2 protein-coding genes are annotated in these 1673 nt (G+C 60.7%); both read right to left on the bottom strand.

All coding sequences use genetic code 11. The annotated features are described in order from the left end of the window. Positions 1–847 (bottom strand): HAMP domain-containing protein (locus V8Z78_RS26935; RefSeq protein ID WP_349732501.1); only part of this gene is annotated, 847 nt, incomplete at its 3' end. A 312-nt stretch (positions 848–1159) separates the two neighbouring features. Beyond that, positions 1160–1673 (bottom strand): methyl-accepting chemotaxis protein (locus tag V8Z78_RS26940; RefSeq protein ID WP_349732502.1); only part of this gene is annotated, 514 nt, incomplete at its 5' end.

Genomic DNA, 1673 nt, shown 5'->3' on the forward strand with positions numbered 1-1673 from the left:
CCGTGGCAATCTGGCCCGAAGCCGAAGAGACGGACTCCACGCCCGAGCGCACCTGGCCGACGACGGAGCGCAGGCGCTCGGCCATGGCGTTCAGGGACTGGTGCAGATGCCCCAGTTCGTCTTCGCTGCCATGCCCGCTTCTGAAACTCAGATCGCCCTCGGCGATCGCATCTGCCAGCTCCACGGCCTTGACAAGAGGCCGGGTGATGGAGCGCATGATGAGCAGGCCAGTCACCAATCCCAAACACATGATGACGCCGCAAGCGACGGCTATCACCACATAGGCTTTGGAGCGGCTGGACTCACCCAGCTCCAGCGCCTGAACCCGGTAGCGGTCCTGCAGTTGCACATAGGCATCCAGGGCCGCGTAGTACTTTTGCGCCATGGGATTGAGCCGCTCTTCGATCAACTTTTGCGAACGCTCGAAATCCTTGGATTGACGAGCCTGATCCACCTCCTTGTTCACCGCAAACAAGGCATCTCTATGCGTGTTCACATCGGCCATCAGGCCCTTGGCCTCTTGGGTATGAACCTGTGCCAGCACCTTGTCGCGCAACTCGTTGATGCTGGCGATCAGGCCGGCCATGGCCTTGTACTGGTGCTCGACCAGATTCTCTTCCGTGGACATGGCAGCTGCCGTGAAGCGATCCATGCTCATCTGGGTCAGGATGCGCCACTCCTTGGCCTGCGCAGCAGCCGTCTGCGCCTCCACCACCGCCGTAAGAACGCCCTCGTTGACACGTTTGGAATAAGCCAGGCTGCCTGCCACCAGCAACAACATCCCCGCCAAAAGACCGATCACCAATGCCCACAGCTTCCGGGCCACGGTGAATTGAAACAACTTCATGAACCAACCAATCCAGACAAAAGAACCCACACACACAGGCACGTCCGCATCGTGAACTACGGGCTGGCTTGTGCATGACTCTGGCGGTCAATTCCTGGCCCCTGACGTCCTCCCTCCACCTCTTCGGGATGCTCTCCCGAGAGCTGCATCAATATATTAATAATTGTTACAACTGCTTTGCGCATTGCGCACAACTGATGTTCTCAGTACTTTCCCGCTTTTCGGCAAGGCTGGAGTTGACAATCCAGAATGAAAAAGCCCGCAGCCTCCTGTCAGAAGCGGCGGGCCTGCAAGCGGGTGTCAGCCTGCGGTTTAGAAAGTTTCCCAGTCCCCATCGTCGGAGTCCGCGGCTGGCTTGGCCTTGCTGGCACTCAGTGCCGTAGGTGCCGGGCCAGCAGGCGCTTTCTTGATCGCGGGTCTGGCTGCAGCAGCAGTCTGCTTCACCGGCGCCATGGCCGGCATGGCGCGGCTGGCCGAGCGCAGGGGTGCTGCAACCTTGGCATAGCCGGTTTCATGGCCCAGCTTGAAGACTGAGACCACTTCGGCCAGGCGACGCGCCTGCTCCTGCATGGACAGCGCCGCCGCACTGGATTCCTCCACCAGCGCCGCGTTCTGCTGCGTCATCTGGTCCAGATTGCTCACCGCCTGGTTGACCTGATTGATGCCGTCGCGCTGCTCGGTGGACGAGGCCGTGATCTCGCCGATCAGGTCGCTGACACGGCGCACACTGGCCACGATCTCGCTCATGCTCTGGCCCGCCAGCTCCACCTGCTGCGAGCCCGACTGCACATTGTCCACGCTGGTGGTGATGAGCTGCTTGATCTCC

This window comes from Comamonas sp. wu1-DMT, from assembly GCF_040187805.1.
GTDB classification, from domain to species: domain Bacteria; phylum Pseudomonadota; class Gammaproteobacteria; order Burkholderiales; family Burkholderiaceae_C; genus Comamonas; species Comamonas thiooxydans.